This window comes from Nostoc sp. NMS4 (assembly GCF_017115095.1).
In the GTDB taxonomy this organism is placed as follows: domain Bacteria; phylum Cyanobacteriota; class Cyanobacteriia; order Cyanobacteriales; family Nostocaceae; genus Nostoc.
Genome location: NZ_JABXKI010000189.1, coordinates 1 through 22,005, shown reverse-complemented (window position 1 = coordinate 22,005; position 22,005 = coordinate 1). Strand labels below are relative to the sequence as shown.

At 41.2% G+C, this 22,005-nt stretch carries 15 protein-coding genes and 1 tRNA gene; 6 read left to right on the top strand and 10 right to left on the bottom strand.

Features of this window, described 5'->3' with window-relative positions; all coding sequences use genetic code 11:
* Positions 1-175: 175 nt before the first annotated feature.
* From HWQ37_RS16190 to HWQ37_RS16180, 3 genes are all read right to left on the bottom strand, one after another.
* Positions 176-2,224 (bottom strand): serine/threonine-protein kinase, encoded by a 2,049-nt coding sequence (locus HWQ37_RS16190; protein ID WP_292748652.1) that lies wholly within the window; start codon positions 2,222-2,224, stop codon positions 176-178.
* 622 nt (positions 2,225-2,846) lie between these two features.
* On the bottom strand, positions 2,847-3,944 hold the full coding sequence (locus HWQ37_RS16185) for a serine/threonine-protein kinase (protein ID WP_292748651.1): 1,098 nt from the start codon (positions 3,942-3,944) through the stop codon (positions 2,847-2,849).
* 462 nt (positions 3,945-4,406) lie between these two features.
* Positions 4,407-4,480, bottom strand: a tRNA-Pro gene (locus tag HWQ37_RS16180).
* A 143-nt stretch (positions 4,481-4,623) separates the two neighbouring features.
* Here HWQ37_RS16180 and lipA point away from each other — a divergent pair.
* The 4 genes from lipA (at position 4,624) to HWQ37_RS16160 (ending at position 9,248) form a co-directional block, all read left to right on the top strand.
* A complete protein-coding gene (lipA, locus tag HWQ37_RS16175; protein WP_292748650.1) occupies positions 4,624-5,502 on the top strand; it encodes a lipoyl synthase in 879 nt (292 codons plus the stop codon).
* A gap of 85 nt (positions 5,503-5,587) precedes the next feature.
* A complete protein-coding gene (locus HWQ37_RS16170) occupies positions 5,588-6,538 on the top strand; it encodes an NAD(P)H-dependent glycerol-3-phosphate dehydrogenase (RefSeq protein WP_292748649.1) in 951 nt (316 codons plus the stop codon).
* A gap of 583 nt (positions 6,539-7,121) precedes the next feature.
* Positions 7,122-8,372, top strand: coding sequence for an RNA polymerase sigma factor SigC (sigC, locus tag HWQ37_RS16165; protein WP_292748648.1), 1,251 nt, complete (start codon positions 7,122-7,124; stop codon positions 8,370-8,372).
* Positions 8,373-8,792: 420 nt separating this feature from the next.
* Positions 8,793-9,248, top strand: a complete 456-nt coding sequence (locus HWQ37_RS16160; RefSeq protein ID WP_012407750.1) for a Fur family transcriptional regulator — start codon at positions 8,793-8,795, stop codon at positions 9,246-9,248.
* A gap of 310 nt (positions 9,249-9,558) precedes the next feature.
* On the opposite strand, the gene HWQ37_RS16155 is transcribed toward HWQ37_RS16160, so the two are convergent.
* Both HWQ37_RS16155 and cobN read right to left on the bottom strand, forming a co-directional pair.
* Positions 9,559-10,698 carry a peptidoglycan-binding domain-containing protein gene (locus HWQ37_RS16155; RefSeq protein WP_292748647.1) on the bottom strand — a complete coding sequence of 380 codons (1,140 nt, stop codon included), beginning with the start codon at positions 10,696-10,698 and terminating at the stop codon, positions 9,559-9,561.
* 9 nt (positions 10,699-10,707) lie between these two features.
* Positions 10,708-14,637, bottom strand: a complete 3,930-nt coding sequence (gene cobN / locus HWQ37_RS16150; protein ID WP_292748646.1) for a cobaltochelatase subunit CobN — start codon at positions 14,635-14,637, stop codon at positions 10,708-10,710.
* A 94-nt stretch (positions 14,638-14,731) separates the two neighbouring features.
* On the opposite strand from cobN, the gene HWQ37_RS16145 reads away from it, so the two are divergent.
* Complete coding sequence (locus HWQ37_RS16145; protein ID WP_292748644.1) at positions 14,732-16,750, top strand: GAF domain-containing sensor histidine kinase; 2,019 nt, start codon at positions 14,732-14,734, stop codon at positions 16,748-16,750.
* A 51-nt stretch (positions 16,751-16,801) separates the two neighbouring features.
* Here the strand turns inward: HWQ37_RS16145 and HWQ37_RS16140 are convergent, their stop codons facing one another.
* Complete coding sequence (locus HWQ37_RS16140; protein ID WP_292748641.1) at positions 16,802-17,632, bottom strand: ATP-grasp domain-containing protein; 831 nt, start codon at positions 17,630-17,632, stop codon at positions 16,802-16,804.
* 44 nt (positions 17,633-17,676) lie between these two features.
* Positions 17,677-18,537, bottom strand: a complete 861-nt coding sequence (locus HWQ37_RS16135; RefSeq protein ID WP_292748639.1) for a hypothetical protein — start codon at positions 18,535-18,537, stop codon at positions 17,677-17,679.
* 135 nt (positions 18,538-18,672) lie between these two features.
* Between HWQ37_RS16135 and HWQ37_RS16130 the strand changes: the two genes are divergently transcribed.
* Positions 18,673-19,590, top strand: coding sequence for a metallophosphoesterase family protein (locus HWQ37_RS16130; RefSeq protein WP_292748637.1), 918 nt, complete (start codon positions 18,673-18,675; stop codon positions 19,588-19,590).
* A gap of 11 nt (positions 19,591-19,601) precedes the next feature.
* Here the strand turns inward: HWQ37_RS16130 and HWQ37_RS16125 are convergent, their stop codons facing one another.
* The 3 genes from HWQ37_RS16125 to HWQ37_RS16115 form a co-directional block, all read right to left on the bottom strand.
* A complete protein-coding gene (locus tag HWQ37_RS16125) occupies positions 19,602-19,901 on the bottom strand; it encodes a hypothetical protein (protein WP_292748636.1) in 300 nt (99 codons plus the stop codon).
* A 170-nt stretch (positions 19,902-20,071) separates the two neighbouring features.
* Positions 20,072-21,526 carry a pentapeptide repeat-containing protein gene (locus tag HWQ37_RS16120; RefSeq protein WP_292748635.1) on the bottom strand — a complete coding sequence of 485 codons (1,455 nt, stop codon included), beginning with the start codon at positions 21,524-21,526 and terminating at the stop codon, positions 20,072-20,074.
* 209 nt (positions 21,527-21,735) lie between these two features.
* A complete protein-coding gene (locus tag HWQ37_RS16115) occupies positions 21,736-21,939 on the bottom strand; it encodes a hypothetical protein (RefSeq protein WP_292748634.1) in 204 nt (67 codons plus the stop codon).
* Positions 21,940-22,005: the final 66 nt, after the last annotated feature.

The window sequence follows — 22,005 nt, the reverse complement described above, 5'->3', positions numbered from 1 at the left end:
GTCATTTGTCATTTGTCATTTGTCATTTGTCATTTGTCATTTGTCATTTGTCATTTGTCATTGGGCATTGGGCATGGAGAAGAGACAAGGTAGACAAGGAAGAGGGGGGAGACAAGGAAGAAACTTGTCCCCCTTGTCCCCCTCATCTCTCTAGTCTCCGATTCCCAATCCCCACTCACTCAGACAACCGCCAAATCTTAATAGTGTTGTCTTCACTACCGCTAACGAGGGTTTTGCCATCAGGACTGAAAGTAACAGATGTGACGGTGTTGGTATGCCCTGCCAATGTGAGAATTTCTTCTCCTGTCGCTGTATTCCACAGTTTGATGGTGCGATCGCGGCTACCACTAGCAATAATTTTACCATCAGTACTGAAGGCTACCGATGTGACAGTGTTGCTATGTCCCGCGAGGGTGCGAATTTCTCTGCCGGTAGCTAAATTCCACAGTTTGATGGTGCCGCGGCTACGCCCGTCGTAGACATCGCGGCTAGCACTGGCCAAAGTTTTACCATTTGGGCTAATAGCCACTGTTGTTACTGTTTGAGAATTTCCTTCTAGTGTGCGGATTGGGTATCCTTTTGCGAGATTCCAGATTTTAATTGTCTTGTCAAAACTGCCACTGACCAGAATCACACCATCAGGACTAATTGCTACTGAACGCACCCAGAATGTATGCCCTGCTAGTGTCCGAATTTCCTCTCCTGTTGCCAGATTCCAGATTTTAATGGTGTTGTCATCACTACCAGTAACTAGAGTCTTGCTATCAGCACTGATGGCTAGGGCATGAACTGAGTCAGAATGCCCTATAAGAGTGCGAATTTGTTTTCGCGTTGCCAGATTCCAGATTTTAATGGTGTTGTCATCACTGGCACTAACCAAAATTTTGCCATCTGGACTAATTACCACGACATTCACCTGCTGAGAATGCCCGTTGAGTGAAGAGATTAGTTTTCCGGTTGCGAGATTCCAAAGTTTGATTGTGCGATCGTCGCCACTACTGGCAATGGTTTTACCATCAGGGCTGATGGCGACAGATAAAACTGAGTTTTCGTGTCCTTGGAGGGTGTTAGCTAAGGAAACCTTACCCAAGCTAATCTGACTCAAAATCGCGTCATTTTTACCAGGACTATTGTGTTGAATCAACCTAGAAACCAAACTGGTTTGAATCTGGCGAAAATTTTTATACCAAGATTCACTGAATCCAAACAACAGAATGAAAGCAGTTAGCAAGATGAAAATTCTCAGTAAGGGATAACTTTTTGGTAAATATGGTGCTTTAGTTGGTGGTAATTTCCCAGATGACTTCCCCGCAGGTGGTAGGGCGAGGAGTTGTTTGGGAGTCAAGTCTCTCAAAACTTCTTCGGCTGACTGGTAACGTTCGTGGATATCTTTTTTCAAAAGCTTGTCGATGACAAAATCCAACTCAGGATTTAATGGACTCCGCAAATATTCCCGCCAATTACTTACCCAGGCGTACCCAGATTCCATCCACAACTGAAAGGGCGAATTTCCCGTTAGCAGATGAAAGCAGGTAGCCCCCACACCGAACAAGTCGCTGGCGGGGAAAGCTTTGCCATCTCTAATTTGTTCTAAGGGAGAATAACCATGTGAACCAATGGATGTACCAGATTTCTGCTGAACTTTGGCGGTAAATTGCTTTGATGAGCCAAAATCAATCAGGCTTAATCGCCCATCAATTTTATTGCGGATAATATTTTCTGGCTTGATATCTCGATGAATGACTTTGCGATCGTGGATAAATTTTAGGATGGGCAGTAAGTCTAGCAGGATAGATTGAATTTCCCTAGCGTTATAAGTCTTGCGCTGTTGCAACTCCTTTAATAAATTGTCCCCATTAATAAACTGCTGCACTAAATATAGGCAGCCGTCTTGCTCAAAGTAAGCTATCAAAGTCGGAATTTGGGGATGTTCCCCAAGGTCTTGTAGTCGCTGCGCTTCTTCTGCAAACAACTCCATCGCCTTTTTTTGCGACCAAGTTCCTTGGAATTTTGGAGCTAATTGCTTGATAACACAGCGTTCATTGAGTTTATCTACGTCTTCTGATAGATAGGTTCTGCCAAATCCCCCCTCATCTGAAAGGACTCGGATAACACGGAAGCGATTTCTTAAAAGTGACACCAGGGGGGTGCTACAACTTTGGCAAAACTTCTTTCCATTAGTATTCAGGGGATTTGAGCAATCGGGATTTAAGCAGCAGATCATGATCTGACAGGCGCGACTGCATGACAACTTAGGCTAAGTTTGCCCCGAATTTTCCCTTAAGACAATTGACTCTCGCTTACTTGTGGTAGATAAACCCTGTTCTGGGGATTGGGGAATTACTTATATAGTTAGCTTTTGTAAATAGTAGTCAGTCTTCCTCATCTGTGGAAAACTACGAGAGCCATAAGATTAATTATTCTATCGATTATATAATAATCTGAATAAAAATATTTTTTTGAGCTGTTAAACCTAGTAATTTTGCTTGTATCTTGGCAAGCAATAACTGACTAAGTATTGAAGATAAACCCTGATTAATGAATCATCACTGACTATCAAATATAGTTAAAATGCTTACTAAATTTGTTTTGGCTATTTTCAATTGCCATAATTAATTATTCATTTGATACTTTCGGTAAAAAAGTCTGCAAGTTACAGCAGATTTCAAGGAAAGTGAGGTACACAAAAATTCCTCTGTTATCCAGGTAGAAAGCGTGTTTTACTCCTGAATTCTGCTGTACGTGCTATCTTAAGTAACTACGCAAAATTAATTACAGTCATTGCGAGCGTTCGCGGAGCGTCTCGTAGAGAAGCATTCGCAATGACATTGTGTAATTAATTATGTTTACCTACTTATTTCTTTGAATCTTGCTCTCCATTTCCGAATGGCACTAGCAGTTCTGACTACAGGTGGCATATATACATCATAACTTTCGTGTTGTATAACTTCGTTTTGGACAATTTCGTTTTGGACAATTCCGTATTGTGTAATACTTTTATTATTTAGTTTTTGGGTAGTTAGACAGTTAGCCAAAGTAGGCAAATAACTTTCATTACTTAAAGCTTTGATAACTTCATCAGCAGTTTTAAACCGCTCCTCTAAGGTAATTTTCACCATTTTTCCTAAAATCTGGGCAAAACTATTGCTGATATTTACCTGTTTTTGCCAAGACATTTCACCAGTATTTGGATCGTAGTCCAATTCTAAAGGACTTTTAGCAGTCAACATATAGATACAAGTTACACCCAGGGCATAAATATCGCTGGCATAAACTGGACGGAGAGAAAACTGTTCTGGTGGTGCAAATCCCCTAGTTCCGATAAAGTTGGTATTTGCACCTTGATTGATTAAGTTTTCACAAGCGTTAACTAATTTCTCTTTCACCGCACCAAAATCAATCAGCACTATCCGCCCATCATATTCACACCGCAATAAATTCTGGGGCTTAATATCCCGATGAATCACATGATGTTTATGAAGATACTGTAATACAGGTAATAATTCCTGTAAGAACTGTTTAACAGAGGCTTCACTTTTGGGTCCAGTTTGCCGCACTTCTCGGGACAAAGTCAAACCAGGTATATATTCTTGAATTAAAAAAAACTCTCCATTCGCCTGAAAGTAGTCTAATAGCATGGGAATTTGCGAATGACTACCGAGTTGACCCAAAGTTCTTGCTTCTTTTTCAAAGCGTATACACGCCTTTTGCCAACTTTGGGGACTAGTCACTTTTGGACAAAGCTGTTTAATGACACACAGGGGATTCCCAGGTAATACGGCATTTTTGGCTAAAAATGTTACACCAAAACCGCCTCTACCTAAAATTTGTAGTATTTCATAGCGATCGCGGAATAACCTTTTTGAACCACACATCTTACCCAACTGAGTTTGTTGTGAAATGCTCTCTTGAAAATTCGTTGTTTTTTCAGAAAAACGATTCATTACTATAAAATATCTTTTCCTAAATGTCTCTGATTATATGACAATTATTTATTGGCAACAGTAAGATTACTGAATCTTTGCTAAATCCTCATCACTCTTCAAAAAGTAAAAATAAGTTTTTGTAGAACTAGCGCTTTCACGGAAGTTTGACGAGCTAATTTGTAGTTTGTTAGAAGTGAAAGTCTGTTGCGTAAGTACTTATACTAATTTTGTATGAAGATGCACATAATGAAAAACTCCACCTACGAGGGGTGGGTTGAAAGTTTTCTCTACTTATGTCTTTTTTGTTACACTTGCATAGATATATTTTTAAATAGGAGGGTTGAAAGGCGCACTTCCTTCGGGAGCCTTATGATATTTGGAATTATATTTAGAAACGTAGTGAAGTCAATTCCAATTAATCAAAATAGCGACATTAATTTGTTAACGACGACAAAATAATTAGTTATTCGACATGTAGAATCGGGATGACTGGATTCGAACCAGCGGCCCCTTCGTCCCGAACGAAGTGCGCTACCAAGCTGCGCCACATCCCGCCATAAAGATGGCATTGTAAATTAAGAGTATCATAATCTCTGCCAAATATCAGAATTACATCTATATGCTATTTGCGATCGCTTCATCAAAGGGTTTGCTTGCTACGATTAAATTTGTATAACTCTAGTGGTAAAAGCGGATTGTGACTGTAAAACCAGACTGGTTGCGGGTAAAAGCACCTGGGCGTGAGCGCATCGGTAACGTTAAAGATATTTTGCGGGATTTAGCCCTCAATACAGTTTGCGAGGAAGCATCCTGTCCAAATATTGGTGAATGCTTCAACGCTGGGACTGCCACATTTTTGATTATGGGCCCGGCTTGTACACGTGCTTGTCCCTACTGCGATATTGATTTTGAGAAAAAACCCCAACCACTAGATCCCACAGAACCTACACGACTGGCCGAAGCTGTTCGCCGCCTGAACCTTAATCATGTAGTAATCACTTCTGTAAACCGAGATGACTTGCTTGATGGTGGTGCATCTCAGTTTGTGGCGTGTATTAATGCAGTTAACTCCGTTTCACCCAACACCACAATTGAGGTGCTAATTCCTGACTTATGCGGTAATTGGAATGCTCTAGAGTTAATTCTCCAAGCTGCGCCAGAGGTATTAAACCACAACACAGAAACTGTCCCACGCCTATATCGTCGGGTGCGTCCCCAAGGAAACTACGATCGCACTTTAGAATTATTACAGCGAACTCGCCAAGTTTCTCCTAGCACATACACTAAATCCGGGATCATGGTTGGACTCGGTGAAACTGATGCCGAAATCCGCCAAGTCATGCAAGACTTACGAACTGTCGATTGCGACATTTTGACCATTGGGCAATATCTCCAACCCAGTCAAAAACACTTGCAAGTAAACGAATTTGTCAATCCAGAACAATTTGCTGCTTGGAAGGTATTCGGCGAAGAAATCGGATTTTTACAAGTTGTCTCTTCACCATTGACAAGAAGTTCATATCATGCAGAACAAGTTAGAGAATTGATGGAACGTTACCCCCGCAGCCAATTTTAGATTTTAGATTTTAGATTTTAGATTTTAGATTTTAGATTGGTGAGCGAAGAAATGGAGAGATAGGAGGACTTTTGACTGTTAAGTAATGACTAATCCAAAATCCGAAATCCAAAATCCAAAATCTGTAGCAATTCTTGGTGCAGGTGCTTGGGGTGCATCTCTAGCAAATCTCGCCACAGCAAATGGTCATCAGGTGCGCGTCTGGTCGCGTCAAGGTTCCCAAACTCTGGAAGCAGTTTTAAAAGATGTTCAAATAGTTCTGTCTGCTATATCAATGATTGGTGTCAGAGATGTTGCTTCCCAAGTCCAATCTTTCCCCCTTTCTCCAGAGACCATTTTTGTGACGGCGACAAAAGGCTTAGACCCCCAAACCACCTGCACGCCGTCGCAAATTTGGCAACAAATATTCCCTAACCATGCAGTGGTTGTTTTATCTGGGCCTAATTTATCAAAAGAAATTCAAATGGAGTTACCAGCAGCCACGGTGGTAGCCAGCAATATTCCCACGGCTGCGGAATTAGTACAATTAGTATTTTCTTCTCATCGTTTCCGGGTATATACCAATCCCGACCCTTTGGGCGTGGAATTGGGGGGAACACTGAAAAATGTGATTGCGATCGCAGCTGGTGTGTGCGATGGTTTACATCTGGGAACCAATGCCAAAGCTGCTTTAGTCACCCGTGGACTGACAGAAATGGTTCGCATCGGCAACAACTGGGGCGCTAAGACGGAAACATTTTATGGTTTATCAGGTCTAGGAGATTTGTTAGCAACGTGCAACAGTCCCTTAAGTCGCAATTACCAAGTCGGCTATCAGCTAGCTGGTGGTAAGTCACTTACAGAAACTCTCGCAAATTTACAAGGAACTGCTGAAGGAGTAAACACTTGCCGAGTTTTGATGCAACGAGCCAAGCAACAAAACATTCCAGTACCAATTACCGAGCAAGTTTATCGGTTACTTCAAGGCGAAATCACACCCCGACAAGCACTTGATGAACTGATGCTGCGAGATATCAAGCCAGAGTACAACTACTAGTTAGTAGTCTGTCAAGTTGAATTTGGCACTTTAAGACTTACATACAAGACGACACAGGAACACGGAGAGGGTGCTTGATAACTTATCCGCATCTGCTATCTCCGTGTCGAGAGAATTTTTGCCGTTAATGCTAATCACTTCCCTAATATCTATTAGTTCTACTTATACCTTAATAATCCTGAGAAAAAATTGGTAAATCGTCAGGATATGACTTTTGTAGCCATGTAAATGTGACTATGCCAATTATAAAGATGACATTCACTGAAGGATGTTTATACTGTGTTACAAAAGTTACTATCAAAAAACCATCAAGGTTGAAATGTTAACTAAGTAGTTGAAATATTGAAAGCCTAGCTGTGGATTTAAATAGCTATTGGTTGAATCAAAACTTTAGCAGCCGATTAAGTTCAGTAATAATGTATCCAATAAAACCCTTACAGTTAATTTCTAAAAAAATTGTAATGGAACGTTCAACCATGTTAGTTCATCGTTAATCACGGGAACAATAGCAACAGTTGAATAGCTGACCGTAATCTAAGCTGACCGAAATCTATTGTTACCTGGAGCCATTGAGACGATCTTTATGCCAGCAACATCTTTTTACGCAGATGCCCCCTACAACACCAAAAAGTCCCGCCAGGCTTTGGACTCGGATCTCACGGTTGATGACAGTGAGTTATCGGTAGATGACCTACAGGAGCTAGAAATGGCTTCTGCTGACAATGCTAACTTTGCTGCTAACACTAACCGTCGGAGTACAGACCTAGTACGTCTATATCTTCAAGAAATTGGTCGGGTTCGCTTGTTGGGGCGCGATGAAGAGGTTTCAGAAGCTCAAAAAGTCCAACGCTACTTGCGGATGCGGATAGTACTTGCTAACGCCGCCAAGCAAGGAGATGAAGTGATTACACCCTATCTAAAGTTAGTTGAAGTTCAAGAACGTCTAACCTCGGAACTAGGACATCGCCCATCTTTGGAAAGATGGGCTGCCACTGCTGATATAGTTTTATCCGATCTTAGGCCAACTTTGGCAAATGGCAAACGTCGCTGGGCTGAAATCGCCAAGTTGACTGTAGAAGAGCTAGAGCAAGTTCAGTACCAAGGACTCCAAGCAAAAGAACACATGATTAAGGCGAATCTTCGCTTAGTTGTGTCTGTTGCTAAGAAGTATCAAAATCGTGGTTTGGAATTATTAGATTTAGTCCAAGAAGGTACATTAGGTTTGGAGCGGGCTGTAGAAAAATTTGACCCAACTAAGGGTTATCGCTTCAGTACCTATGCTTACTGGTGGATTCGTCAGGGTATTACAAGGGCGATCGCTACTTCTAGTCGCACGATTCGCCTACCGGTTCACATCACCGAAAAGTTAAACAAAATCAAAAAGGCTCAACGCAAAATTGCTCAAGAAAAAGGTCGCACCCCAACTCTAGAGGATTTAGCAACTGAGTTAGAGATGACACCAACCCAAGTCCGAGAAGTTTTGTTACGGGTTCCTCGCTCTGTTTCTTTGGAAACCAAAGTAGGAAAGGATAAAGACACTGAGTTAGGCGAATTACTCGAAACTGACTGCGTAACTCCAGAAGAGATGTTAATGCGAGAATCTTTACAAAGAGATTTGCATCATCTTCTATCAGATTTGACTAGCCGGGAACGCGATGTAATTCTAATGCGGTTTGGTTTGGCTGATGGTCATCCTTATTCTCTAGCAGAAATTGGCCGCGCTCTCGATTTATCACGGGAACGAGTCAGACAAATCGAATCCAAGGCTTTGCAAAAGCTACGTCAACCCAAGCGTCGCAACCTCATCCGCGACTATTTGGAGTCTCTGAGTTAGTCATTTGTCATTAGTCATTTGTCATTAGAAAAGTACACTTGACAAATGACTAGGGACAAAAGGCTTATTTTGATTCCCAGGTCAAAAGCCTTTTATAGTCTTGTAGCAAATAATTTGCATTTAATTGTACAAGAGTTTCCCCAAATCTTTGCTCAGATATTTTGAAGGTGGGGAGCAACTAAGCAATTCAAATTTAACTTATGCAAAATTCAAAGTCAAGGGATGCAATCTTTACAAGTATCCTAATTATTAGCTGTATGCAAATTAAATGCATTACAGCTTATTATTTGAATTTGGATGGAGATTTGATGAATTGTTCTTAAATATTTAGCATAAATTCTCAATAGGCAATGATTGTTGCAAATTGCTCCCAAGATTTGTTATATTCTCAACTAACAAGCTTTGTTGAGAACTATTAGTATGACTGTCTACACAACTACTTCACTCAAGGCAGAACTGAACGAACGAGGCTGGCGTTTAACTCCCCAGCGCGAAACAATTTTACACATTTTTCAAGAACTTCCGCAAGGAGAACATCTGAGTGCGGAGGATCTTTATCATCGGCTCGAAACTGATGGTGAAGGGATCAGTCTGTCAACTATTTATCGGACTTTGAAGTTGATGGCAAGGATGGGAATTTTACGGGAACTAGAACTGGGCGAGGGACATAAGCATTATGAAATTAACCAGCCCTATCCTCATCATCACCATCACTTAATTTGTGTTAGATGCAACTCAACTATTGAGTTTAAAAATGACTCAATTTTAAAAATTGGGTCAAAAACCGCTCAAAAAGAAGGTTTTCACCTCTTAGACTGCCAAATGACCATTCATGCAGTGTGTCCCAAGTGCCAACGGGCGCTGATGCCGCTTTAGCACTTGGGTGGACGATATAGGAAAGTGCTGAGTTCTGAGTTCTGAGTTTTATCAAGGCTTTGAGTAATCAATACTGTCCTAACATATCTGACTACTGGTCTGTCAAATTGATTTTGACGATTAGAGAGACGCGATAAATCGCCTTCTCTACAGGGAATTTATCCATCAATTATTTATTGACAGACCACTACGGCTATAAAACAAAACTACTCAAATTAACCAAGTAAATGGAATCTGAGCAGTTTGTAATTTCTGTTACTGGAGGGAAGTAACCAGTTGGGAACTGATACTAACGACACCAAAGCGGATGTTAAAAGCGTCCGCTCTTAAGATCCTTGAGACTGATGCCGTAGAATTCCTGGGCTTGTTTAATCGCTTTTTTGGTGTCATCTGCCATCACACCATTGAGCTTGCCTTTATAAAAACCTCGCTCTCGTAGTCGGGTTTGAATTTCTAAGGTATTAAATTCGCTTTTGCTAGCAGTATTAACTGAGCTATATAACTTAGCTCGCGTAGTTGGGCCAGCAACACCACTTGCTGCTAAGAAATTAGCTGCTTGAAATCTCTTCACAGCATCGGCAGTGTAGGGGCCATAGTAGCCATTTGGTTCTCCCTCTAAATATCCTGCCTGGATCAATTGTTCTTGAACAATTCTAACTGGCTCGCCGCGATCGCCTACACGGAGTTTATCTCGATTGACTATCTTTTTGGGAGCCTCTTCTCCATCACCAATGCCAGTTCCCGGCAATTTACCCAATGTTGCGGGGCCTGCAATTCCATCAACGCTTAACTTGTAAGAATCTTGGAACCGCTTGACAGATTCTTCGGTAATGGGGCCATATATGCCCGTGGCGTTTCCGTAATAGAAACCTGCAACTCTTAACCGCTCTTGCAAAGCTCTCACATCTTCACCTTCATCCCCCTTAGCCAGGTAGTTGGGATTGCGGCGCTTGCTGGTGGCTGAACTAGCTGAACTAGTAGTGCTGGGCTTTTTGGCTTGTGCGCTTACAGCAGTAGTTTTTTTAGTTTGTGTAGCCACAGTTGTGGACTTTTTGGCTTGCCAATTTTCTAATTTTTGCAGGGTCCCCGCTCCAACAATGCCGTCCACTGGTAAACCAGCAGCCTTTTGGAAGCGCCGCACAGCTTCTTGTGTGGATACGTCATATACTTGGGTAACAGAAGCTTGGTAAAAACCTGCTGTTTTTAACTTTTGTTGGAGATTTCTGACAGAAGGTCCTTGATCGCCTTTTTCTAGTGCCATGACGCTGCTAACAGCGCCAAGAATAGATAAAGACAGAGCAAGGGGCAACATATACTTCCAAGCCCTACCTGAAAGCCTTTTCCAGTCTGGTGCAGCTGCGTCCTTAAACAAAGAACTGAGGGAGACCAATTCACTGGGTGTGCTGTCTTCGTAGGCGAAAGCTAGGTGCAAATACGCAAGATTTTCCATATTTGATTCCTACACCATTGATTTTTCTTCGATAACCGCTTCAGCTTGATGTACTAGGTTCCTCAAAGCTTCTAATGTTCCTATATTTACATCCTCCCACAAATTGCGCTTGTGTGCTTCTAATAATTTTTCAGCAATATCACGCAGGGCATAAGGGTTCTTTTCCTGAATAAATTCTACAACAACTGGATCGAGTAAATAAGCATCTACTATGCCTTGATACATGTAATCTTCAGCACATTTTGCGGTTGCATCGTAGGCGAATAAAAAATCTACCGTCGCCGCCATTTCAAAGGCTCCTTTGTAACCGTGGCGCATGACTCCGGCGATCCATTTGGGATTAACTACGCGAGAACGATATACCCGTGCAATTTCTTCTTTGAGTTGGCGGACTTTTGGTTGGGCGGGTATAGAATTATCACCAAAATAAGTTTGGGGATTTTTCCCCTGTAGAGAACGCACGGCTGCGGTTAAGCCACCCTGAAATTGGTAATAATCATCAGAATCGAGTAGGTCGTGTTCGCGGTTATCTTGATTGTGCAGGACAATTTGCATTTGAGACAAGCGTTGTTTGAAGGCTTCGGTATTGGGGATTGGGGACTGGGGACTGGGGACTGGGGATTGGGGACTGGAAATTTTATCCTCCCCTGCTTCCCCTGCTCCCCCTGCTTCTTTTCCCGATGAATAGGCGTAAGAACTCCAGTTAATGTAGGCGCGGGCTAAATCTTCGTCGTCTGTCCAGTTTTGCGATTCGATTAAACCTTGGAGTCCTGCGCCGTAAGCACCTGGGCGAGAACCAAAGATGCGATAGCGCGATCGCACCACGGCTTCTTGTATAGTTAATCCTTGGCTTGTCCACAAATCAGTCTCTTGGCGAACTGCATTTGCTAAGGGATTTTGTTCTGGCGGTTCATCTAAGTCTGCTACTGCTGACACTGCTTGATCGAATAAGTCAATTAAGTTGGGAAAAGCATCGCGGAAGAATCCCGAAATTCGCAAGGTGACATCTACACGAGGCCGCCCCAAAATCGCTAGGGGCAAAATTTCAAAGTCTACTACTCGTCGCGCTGCACCATCCCATACAGGTTGGACTCCTAGTAAAGCTAAGGCTTCGGCGATATCATCACCGCCTGTTCTCATGGTGGCTGTTCCCCACATTGATAAACCTAGTGTTTTAGGATATTCACCATGTTCTTGAGTGTAATATTCAACCAGGGTTTCGGCAGCTTTTCTGCCGATATCCCAAGCTGTCTCTGTGGGAATGGCGCGAATATCGACAGAATAAAAGTTTCTCCCTGTTGGTAGAACTTCCGGGCGGCCGCGTGTGGGTGCGCCAGATGGAGCGCTGGGGACGTAACCGCCATCGAGTCCGTGTAATAAATGGGTGATTTCTTGATCGGTTTGTTGTAAGGCGGGAAGGAGGCGATCGCGTATCCAGCTAGAGACGCGATGAATCTCGTCTCTACAAGATTCCTGATTCCTAAATTCTGAATTCTGAATTTTGAATTCTGAGTCCTGATTTATTAGTTTTTCTACTAAGAGGGCGGCGTGTTCTTCTAGGACTTCGACGATATCGCCGAGGGTACGGCATTCTGTGCCATTGACTATTGAGTATTCGCCGCTAGGCATTGACAAATCGGCTGTGAGGGGGTCGAAATCTAGACCCCAATCTTGAGCGATCGCACGGGTAATGCCTGAAGAATGGCGATTGGGGATGCGAGCGATCGCTACTATTAAATCTCTTAATTGCCGTCCTTGGGGACATTGCCCAAAAATGTGCAACCCGTCGCGGATTTGGGCTTCTTTTAATTCACACAGATAGCCACCGATGGAATTCAAAACCAGAGATTCAGAATTAAAAATTTCTGTTTCATTTTGGATTCCTAAATCTAGATGGAGATTTTCTTTGATTACTAGTTCGTGAATGCGATCGCGAATCACCGGCAAACGCGAAGGATCTAAACTATCCGCTTCATAATACTCATCAATTAAATTTTCTAATTGTTGCAAAGAACCGTAGAGTTCCGCGCGAGTCATGGGCGGCGTGAGATGATCTATAATCACCGCTTGAGCGCGACGTTTGGCTTGGGAACCTTCACCAGGATCATTCACAATAAACGGGTACAGGTGGGGAAGTGCGCCAAAAGCTACTTCTGGATAACAATTACTCGATAAAGCCAGACTTTTACCCGGTAGCCATTCTAGATTTCCATGTTTCCCCACATGAACTACAGCATCAGCACCAAAAGTTTCTCTAACCCAATAATAGAAAGCTAAATAATCATGAGTTGGTTCTAAATCCGGTGCATGATAATTCAAACTGGGGTCATTATCATAACCCCTTGCTGGCTGAATTCCCACGAAGATGTTGCCGAGTTGAATTCCGGGAACGGGGATAGAGGCAGAGGGGCAGGGGGGCAGGGGGGCAGGGGAGAATAATTCTTGATTGCTTCCCTGCTCTAAATTTCCCCACCTTTCACTAATACCTTGCTGAACTGCTGGCGGTAAAGAAGCGAAATATTCTTGATACTCTTCCCAAGAAACACTTTGATGTACTGGAAGCGATTCTCTACCTTCTGGATCATTGGTTACGCCAGCTGTTAGCCGTTGAATCAACTCATCTCCTTCAGCAGGGGGATTTTCTACTTCATACCCAGCCAGATGTAACGCTTGCAGGATTTCTACACAACTAGCTGGGGTATCCAGTCCCACACCATTGGCGAGGCGGCCATTGCGGTTGGGGTAGTTTGCCAAAATTAGGGCAATTCGCCGCTCTTGGGGTGGTTTGTCACGTAGACGCGCCCAATTTGCTGCTAGTTTAGCAACGAACTCGATGCGATCGCTCATCGGTTCATAAATTACCACATCTGTTTCTAAATGGGGATTACGAGTTTGCAATGCTTTAAAAGACACAGCACGAGTAATAATCCGCCCATCTACTTCCGGTAGCGCCACATTCATCCCAATATCACGGGGAGAAAGCCCTTGAAACTGTGACTCCCACTGCTCAATTGAGCCACCACTGAGGATCACCTGCAACACCGGCACATCTAATTTTTGCCACAGTTCGGTTTGGGGTGTTTCGCTTTCCAAGCGTGCTAGAGAAAAACTAGTGGTATTCAGCAGCACAGCTATTGAATCCCCTTCTTTGGGTTGAAAAAATTCACTTAACTCAACTTGCACATCGGGTTCACGCAATGAGGAAACAAACACTGGCACTGGTTGTAAATTTTTTTGTACCAAAGCTTCGCATAAAGCATCAATTACCTTAGTATTTCCCGCTAAATAATGGGCACGGTAGAAAAGGATGCCGATTTTGGGCATGGGGCATTGGGCATATTTATCCCCCTGCTCCCTGCTCCCTGCTCCCCTGCTCCCCTGCTCCCCCACTCCCCATTCATACAATCCCACACGCGGAATCGATTGAGGTAGTGGGGGATTATATGCAGTTAACAAGCAACTATCGGAGATAAATTGCAGAGCATTAACGAAATTTTCCACGCCGCCTTCGCTAAAATACTGCCATATTTGGTTAACAATACCCAAAGGCACGGTAGACTGGGAAATTAAATCGGGATCAAAAGCGTCATCCCCTGGCATTACAATGAGGGTTCTACCATTACGTTGCACAATTTCTTGCACTACTTCTAATCCATAACCCCAGTAAGAACGTCCTCCTAATAGGCGCAAAATAATTACTTGGGCAAGTTCTAAAACTTGTTCTCCATAAGTATCTATACTTAATTGTTGCTGCAATTGCAACAGATTGGCGACTCTTAATGCCGGAAAGCTTGCAGGTAATTTTGTCACCGCAGCCGCTAAAGTTTGAATGTCGGTATCAGCAGCCGTAATCAACACGAAAGGCGCTGGAGTTTGTTCTAAAAAAATTAAACCCTCTGACTGATTCCATCCACCCGATGTGCTACTTGTACGATGCATAATCCTGTCTTACCGTTTTAAACTGTTGGTTAATACATAATCAAAACAAATTTTTTTCCCTGCATTTAGCCCCCTCTCACTAAAATGATTGAAAATGCTTAGTTCTCCTGATTTGAGCTTTTGTCGAACCTTGCCTATTGTTGTATTTAATCAGCTTGGGGAATTGTTAGAACAGATGGCTCAAACTGTAGAATGTGACCCTCTGGTACTCACAGAAGCTGTTCTGGTGCGAATTTGTATACCTCCAGTGCGGCAAAGGCAAAGGTTTACATTAGTGGTTTCTGAGCGGTTTAGTGTCCTTTTGGCAGGAAACTTTGACGAGGAGCAGGGAAGTTATTCAGGAATCAATGCTCGGTTGACATTTAATTTGGATGCGATCGCTTCTTTTGTCTACGAATTGAGAAACTTGTTTGAGTGCGATTCTGATACTCACCAAAATCTCGAACGCTATCAGCAAATTATTAGACCTAATGATGCCACGCTCCAAAGTCAATTCACGTTGTTGTTATTAGAATATTTCCTAACTCAGCCAAACCAAGAAATAATAATAGCACCTCCAAGCCCAATTGATCCGGCAGTTTATATCTGTCAGCCGGTGGAAGATGCTTTAAAAAAACAGATTTCCCAAGAGCGGTTGTTAAATCAGGTAACAACACAGATCCGCAAAAGCCTAGATTTACCGGTGATTATGGCAACGGCAATTACACAGGTGCGTGAGTTTCTAGAATTAGACAGATTAGTAATATATAAATTTGCAGGTTCCCAAGTCAAGGCTCAACAATACCAGTCTGATAGTATTCCTTTCAATAAAACGGCACTGACAACAGGTATAGAATTATCAGTTAGGGAACCTACCGACATCTATTTTTCTATACACGATAACAACGGTATACACTCGCCTTTTGTATCAGTAAATAATCAACCTCTATTAGGAAACTGTCAAAAAGATAGAGGTTATATTGTCTATGAAGCCCGTGCTACAGATGCGATTACATCGGTGTTAAATTACACAGAAGAAAATTGCTTTATCCGAACCTCTCAATGTTGGGAGAAGTATCGCCAAGGTTTTACCTTAGCCGTGGATGATGTCGAAAAAACTTATGCTCTGGAAGAGTGTTTGTTGAATTTTTTAAGGGAATGCCAAGTTAGGGCTAAGTTGGCTGCACCGATTATGTTTGAGGACAAACTGTGGGGATTGCTGATTGCTCATCATTGCGATGAACCCCACCAATGGAATGATAGCGAAAAAAACTTGCTAATTGCGATCGCAGAACAATTAGCGATCGCAATTCACCAAGCTGAGTTAATGCAAACCCTCACCCAAGAAAAACAAACTCTCGAACAACGAGTTATTGAAAGCACAATAGGACTACGTGATGCTCTCCTCGCGGCGGAAGCTGCTAACCGTCTCAAAAGTGAATTTCTCGCTACTATCAGTCACGAATTGCTCACGCCTCTAACTTATGTGATTGGGATGTCTTCGACGTTGTTACGCTGGCCTTTGGGTGAATTAAGTCAACGACAACGAGATTATCTGCAAACAATCCACGATAGTGGAGAACATTTATTAGAAATGATTAATGACATCCTTGATTTATCGCAAATCGAGGCTGGTAAGGCAGCTTTAAATATTTCGGAATTTTCTTTGGTGAATGTTGCCGAAAATGCTATCAGGTCACTGCAAAAAAAAGCCACAAGTGAACAAATTAATCTTATACTTGATTTGCAAATCGATCCCAGACGCGATCGCTTTACCGCCGATGCCGAACGAGTAGAACAAATTCTCTCGAATCTGTTAACTAATGCGATTAAATTTACCCCCGAAAGTGGCACTGTTACCTTGCGTTTTTGGGTGGAAGATGATACAGCTATTTTTCAAGTAGAAGACACCGGCATTGGTATTCCTGAAGAACAATTACCATTACTGTTTGAGAAATTTCAGCAACTCGATACACCCTATCGCCGCCGCTACGAAGGCACTGGGCTGGGATTGGCTTTAACTAAACAACTTGTAGAACTCCATCGGGGTCGAATTGAAGTAGAATCAACTGTTAGTATTGGCTCAATTTTTACTGTCTGGATACCAACTCAGGCAATGAGAGTAGTGAGTTAGGAGTTAAGCAAGAGACGCGATGAATCGCCGTCTTTGTGATGATTTATTTATTCAATTTGAGGCTAGGCTAATGAGCATTTTTTCAAAAATTTTCAACACAGACTCCTCTCCATTATCTCTAATAAAAATGCCAAAATTTGGGTGAGAGTTGATTTCAATTAACCAATATTGATTATCTCGATCTAAGACGATATCTAAACCACCATAATCAAGGTCTAATTCTTCAAAAATTGGTTTGGTGAAATTAGCAATGTCTGATAATATTTGTGGATTGTTGATATACCTGGCTTTCGCACCCTGCCAGTGTAGAGGACTGAGATTACCGACAAATTTGGCATCAGTTATATCTTTTTCATAGAGCAAAACTAACTCTTTATTTAAGAAAACCGCTCTATATTCAGATTTGATGTCAATAAATTCTTGAGCAAGAGCGACGTAATCATACTTATTATTCATATTAAAAATTTCTTTTAAAGCAGTTTCAATTTCATTTATATTCTTACATAAAAAAACATTATGCCCGCTCGCACCAGAATTTCTTTTAATAATCACTGGTGTTTCAAAATTTTCCTTTATTTCTAATATGATATCTTCCAAGCTGGGAAATTTTAAGTAACTCTTATATTGAAGATCGCAAAAGGGAGAAAGAAAACCTACTGTCCGAGGAAGTTTAACTTTTTTATTTAAAATATGGTAAGTGTATTCCTTATCTTTGATAATTTGTGCTACTGCCTGATTTATGATCGGAGTACTATAATTACAAAAATAATGTTGTTTATTATTTAGTTTTATTTTTACTAAGTTTTCAGCCGGATGAATAACTTCATAGTCGATCTTTAAGTTCTCACAAGCTTTGATCAATAGCGAAATATTGTCTAACATAAATGCTTAAAATTAAACGTCTAAATTCAGAACTACGAATTATTTTAACTTGCTATTTGCCGTTTAAAAATAACGATCTCAGTCCCAACAACCGGGTTACGAGCTATTAGCCTATTTTGGGAGTCGATCATTTCTAAATGGGTAAAATCAAGTTCTTGAGAGCGTTGTAATATCTCCGCAGCTAGTTTGTCTTGCTGAGATTCATTGAGAGTGTACCAATCATCACTAATTTTGACAGTCAAGTTACTTGTACGGAAGTTGGCTTGAATTGACTTTATCAGACCAGAGGCAATGCGATCGCTAATTTCGGCTACCTGATTTTCAATAGCCGCAATCAAGGCTTGTTCAGGTGTCAATTCTATGATTGGCGTTGGTGTTGGGATTGGCGTTGGTTCCGGTTCCGGCGTTGCTGGGGGAGTTTGTACTTCTGGCGGCGTAATTTCCTCTGGTGGCTGTGGTACTGGTGCGACTGACTCCGGTGGAGTAGTTATCGTTGGTGTTGGTATGGGAACCTCTTCAACCGGAGGAACAGTTGCGACTTCCGTAGGTTTACCAGTAAAGATAGTCGTAGTTGTCCAAAGGAGAATTACAGCAATTCCAGTCACAATTCCTGTCATTGCTGTATCTGATAACTTTGTTGACAAATTCGATGGTAAAAACAAGCGGATTGTCCTTAACACTCCACCCCACCACAACTGAAACTGCTGGAAAAAACCAGGTTTTTCCACAGTACCAGGTGGCGGTGCTGTCTCCAGTTTTTCTACCGTTACTTCTAAAACCCCAATCGTCCCTTGGAGAAGTTGGATAATTTTAGCCTTCCAAAATGGCTGAACTCTCTGGTAAGGTTTTTGAGGAGGTTGAGTTATTTGCTCATCCGTCGGTTTTGACTGATTGTCTTGTGACATGGAACTTTCACCAAAAGCAGCGAATCAAAGACAAACAACGTACATTATTACTGGTGCTGCCTTCTTTTGCCTTAATGTATCACTTCATTGCTCATTGTTTGCGTTAAACTGACTATTTATTAAATTTGGTGACTTATGAAACTGAAACGCCGTCAATTTGTATTTTTAAGTAGCGTCAGCGCTATTAGTACAGGTTCTTTAAGCTGGATGTTTGCTGATCAAAATCATCAAAGTGCTGATATTAGCGATTCAACAACAGCTATAGCCGCCAACCCAGCCAAAAAAGACTTGTTATTACGTTTTGTGTCTGTAGCAGATACGGGAACTGGGGCTAAAGGACAATATGCCGTCGCTGGAGCGATGAATGCATATCATCAGAAAAATCCTTATGATTTAGTCGTTTTAGCTGGAGACAACATTTACAATAACGGCGAAATTGAGAAAATCGGCGAAGTTTTTGAGCGTCCTTATCAACCTTTACTCAAGCAAGGTGTGAAATTTCAAGCTTGTTTAGGTAATCATGATATTCGTACCGCCAATGGCGATCCACAAATCAAGTATGTCGGCTTTAATATGAAGGGACGTTACTATACATTTCGTCGGGGAACTGTGCAATTTTTTGCTTTAGATACTAACGGTAATGCTGATTGGAAAAATCAGCTAAGTTGGTTAGAAAAAGAATTAAGTGTTAGTAATGCTCCTTGGAAAGTAGTATTTGGTCATCATCCGATTTATTCATCGGGTCAGTATGGGAGTAATCCAGATTTTATTAAAACTTTCACTCCCCTATTTCAAAAATACGGCGTTCAACTTTACATCAATGGCCACGAACATAGTTATGAACGCACTCGTGCTATTGCTGGTACAACTTATTTAATTTGTGGCGCAGGTGCTGGTAATCGTCCTGTCGGGCGTTCTGAGTGGACAGAATATTCTACCAGTGACTTAAGTTTTGCCTCTTATGAGGTGTATAAAGATAGAATAGAAATAAGTGCGATCGCTACTAATAATCGCGTTTTTGATAAAGGTATTATTCAATTAAAATCAGTCTAATTGATAATATATTAAACGCCCAACTTGCCAGTACCTATTCTCTTATTAACCAAACGTAATTGCTGCGATCGCTTCAGACTCATCACCCAAGGTTGCTCTGATAACTGGGAAATGGCATTTGCTGACAGTGTTGCTGTGAAAATATCTTTACCACTGCTAACACCACTGACACCCAAACTTTCTAAAACAGCAGTTGCAGCAGAGGTTAAAATTGGTTCAGTATGGATAAAAACCGCCAAACTGGGTTCCTCTACGTTTTGAACACCATTTAGCGCTGTAGCAAGTGCAGCATCTAGCTTTTGATAATTCATCAGTAATTCCTTGGTAAAAAGAACGGACAATTTTTAGCCTATCCTACAACCAATTTATCAAATTTATGAGTTTTCATTGCCTACCTTTAGTACAAACTTAATGCACTAATTTCTACGTCTAATTACAGATTAACTGCTGTTATCTTTGGCTTTTGGTCTTTATTCCTTGCCTAAATACCCAGCATGCTTGTAAGAGTCGGCAGATAAGTTTTAAAAACTTCAGCTAGTTTACTAGCATCTGTAACAGCAGATGCTATACCTTTAAGGGCATTGAGAGCCATAGAGCAGAGTTTGTTTACCCGTTCTCCTGATGGTTTTTTCCCTTCTTCTGCTATAGTTTCTACAGCTTCTAGCGCCTCTTTTTTTTGATTTTCAGAAAGGGCTGGCTCATCATTGATGGATTTTTGCAAAGTCGTTAAAATCTTTGCTAGTTCGTCACTAGTATCAGTACTAATATCTCTAAGTTGCTGAATCGAATTACTAACTTGACTGTTTGCATCTGCCAGTGTCAAGTTAGAGTTTGTGACATCGCCACCTACGGTAATCTTATTACCGCTAGACATATCAACATTTCCACCTGCGTTGATGTTTTGATTATTGCTTTCCATAATGTCACCTGCTTGATTCATCATGTATATACGATTTCCTTCGCCCTTGATCATAACTTCTCGTTTTGTCTCGGCAATTCCAGTAATTAATCCTTGAATAAATTTTTGTTGCGAATCATAAAAAGTTTGTAATCTTTGTATTTCCCCTTCTTTCGCTTGAAGCACGAGTTCGTACTTAGCCTCAATTGTACTAACTGCTTGATGATAATGATTGCTTATTTCTTCGTGAATTGCAGTTTTATTAGTCTCTAAAGAAACACCTACTTTAGCAACAACTACGCCATCACCTTTATTTTCTATACTACGAACAGATAAGCCTAATCCTTCATTATTAATAGCAGTTTGAGTCAGAGAAAATGCAAAAGCCCTCCAGTTAAGCCCGTTTTGAAAAATTAAGTCAATAGTATCTCTGACATCTGTAATCCATTTTTCAAATTCGCCTGGTTGGAATTCCCCACTATCTGGTTTCGGCTCTAAAAAGTTTCCATGCAAGCTACACTTTAAGTAAACACGTTTACAATCAACATCTTGAAAGCAAGTATTCTTATTGATATTCCAGTCTTGAATACAAGCATCTGTGAGTAATGCACGAGAAAAATCTGCATCTAATACTTGAGCTTTAACTAAAATTGCTTCTCTCAAATCTGCGCCTTGTAAATTTGCACCTTGTAAATTTGCTTCAGTAAAATCTTCACTACGTCCGTTATTACTTATTAGCAATTTTCTAACTCTAGGGTCTTCTAATATAGTGCCTTGTAATCGAGCCAATTCTAAACCAGTTACACCTTTAAAGCTAGTGCGGGTGAGATTCGCTTTTCTCAAGTCTGTATGGCTTAAATCTATATTATCTAAAGAAATATCTGTTAAATCTGCCCCATAAAAAGATATACCACCCGTTGCTGCCCAGAAAACTGCTTTTTCCATAATCCAGGCAAACTTGGGTGAGCCTCTAATAGCTTTTTGTGCAATGATTGCACCTGCAATAATAATTGCCAACCCTGTGATAAAATTTATCATACCTTCAGTGTGTGTTGAAGGAGGTGGGCTATTCATTGCAAGCATAGTAAAAATTGCAAGCATTAACCCAGATACTATCAAGATTAAGTATTGACCTAACCTTTTCCAAAGGGAGTACATAAAAACTATAGAAATAGCTGTAGTAATTTCTCCAAGCCATCCTACAACTATACATATACCAACAAGAAAAGTTAAACCCCCTAAGCTTTCTACAATTCCGCTAAAAAAAAACCGCTAAATATTCCAATAAAAACTAGTATCAAAATATTTGCAAGTGACGCTACTTCTAATCCACGAACTACAGGTATAAATAAACCTGAAGCAAATATTAAAATTAATAATAATCGCCAAAACTCAAGGGTGATTCTCTGATTATCTAATAATATATATCTTCCTATTTGACCAGCAGCCATAGGTAAGATAGGGGAGCATCCCAGTTTTTATTTAGCGAGCAAAGATTAATCCATTGAGATAAGCAC

Excerpts from the sequence above, each read along its gene's own strand:
- HWQ37_RS16190 (WP_292748652.1), bottom strand. The coding sequence starts at position 2,224 with ATGATCTGCTGCTTAAATCCCGATTGCTCAAATCCCCTGAATACTAAT.
- HWQ37_RS16185 (WP_292748651.1), bottom strand. The coding sequence starts at position 3,944 with ATGAATCGTTTTTCTGAAAAAACAACGAATTTTCAAGAGAGCATTTCA.
- HWQ37_RS16170 (WP_292748649.1), top strand. The coding sequence starts at position 5,588 with ATGACTAATCCAAAATCCGAAATCCAAAATCCAAAATCTGTAGCAATT.
- sigC (WP_292748648.1), top strand. The coding sequence starts at position 7,122 with ATGCCAGCAACATCTTTTTACGCAGATGCCCCCTACAACACCAAAAAG.
- HWQ37_RS16160 (WP_012407750.1), top strand. The coding sequence starts at position 8,793 with ATGACTGTCTACACAACTACTTCACTCAAGGCAGAACTGAACGAACGA.
- HWQ37_RS16155 (WP_292748647.1), bottom strand. The coding sequence starts at position 10,698 with ATGGAAAATCTTGCGTATTTGCACCTAGCTTTCGCCTACGAAGACAGC.
- cobN (WP_292748646.1), bottom strand. The coding sequence starts at position 14,637 with ATGCATCGTACAAGTAGCACATCGGGTGGATGGAATCAGTCAGAGGGT.
- HWQ37_RS16145 (WP_292748644.1), top strand. The coding sequence starts at position 14,732 with ATGCTTAGTTCTCCTGATTTGAGCTTTTGTCGAACCTTGCCTATTGTT.
- HWQ37_RS16140 (WP_292748641.1), bottom strand. The coding sequence starts at position 17,632 with ATGTTAGACAATATTTCGCTATTGATCAAAGCTTGTGAGAACTTAAAG.
- HWQ37_RS16135 (WP_292748639.1), bottom strand. The coding sequence starts at position 18,537 with ATGTCACAAGACAATCAGTCAAAACCGACGGATGAGCAAATAACTCAA.
- HWQ37_RS16130 (WP_292748637.1), top strand. The coding sequence starts at position 18,673 with ATGAAACTGAAACGCCGTCAATTTGTATTTTTAAGTAGCGTCAGCGCT.
- HWQ37_RS16125 (WP_292748636.1), bottom strand. The coding sequence starts at position 19,901 with ATGAATTATCAAAAGCTAGATGCTGCACTTGCTACAGCGCTAAATGGT.
- HWQ37_RS16120 (WP_292748635.1), bottom strand. The coding sequence starts at position 21,526 with ATGATAAATTTTATCACAGGGTTGGCAATTATTATTGCAGGTGCAATC.
- HWQ37_RS16115 (WP_292748634.1), bottom strand. The coding sequence starts at position 21,939 with ATGGCTGCTGGTCAAATAGGAAGATATATATTATTAGATAATCAGAGA.